The 489-nt window shown below is 30.9% G+C and carries 1 protein-coding gene; it reads left to right on the top strand.

Going from position 1 to position 489, the window contains the following annotated elements; all coding sequences use genetic code 11:
- A partial coding sequence (locus tag J7R12_RS08660) for a hypothetical protein (RefSeq protein WP_208439074.1) occupies positions 1–184 on the top strand: 184 nt, incomplete at its 5' end.
- Positions 185–489 lie beyond the last annotated feature (305 nt).

The raw sequence follows: 489 nt of genomic DNA, 5'->3' as shown, positions 1-489 counted from the left end.
TTTACGTCAATCAAGACGACTCCAATATGTGCCTTTAAAAGTTCAAATATGCAATTTTGAAGAGTTTTATGATCACTCTAACCATAAAGAATTGTCAGTTAAGATTTACCGACAAAAATTGACAAAAACAGACAAAACTCAAGTCACTGATTGTCTATTTTACTCACATGGCTTTTATGCATGAGATTGCAAAAAATTGTATAATGCTAACCTATTGAAATATAATGTTTTTATTTTTTCTCATTAAAAAAAATAAAAGTACGACCAGAAGGGACCGACAAAACTGTCAAAAGATACAAAACTTTTTTTACAAAAGAACTCTGATTATTTTCTTTGGAGAAAGGCTAGCTGATGAGCATGCTATTGAATAAAGAGTTTTGCAGGATTAGGATTATTGTTTAAGGGTGGAAAGGGTTTTAATTTTTGCTTTATGGGGGTGGGATAAGCGTTTAGTGGCATAGAATAAATATGGGGAAAAGATTTTTTACA

Origin of the sequence: Bartonella vinsonii subsp. vinsonii (assembly GCF_902825235.1) — a bacterium.
Taxonomy (GTDB): domain Bacteria; phylum Pseudomonadota; class Alphaproteobacteria; order Rhizobiales; family Rhizobiaceae; genus Bartonella; species Bartonella vinsonii.
This window is presented reverse-complemented; position numbering and strand designations above follow the sequence as displayed.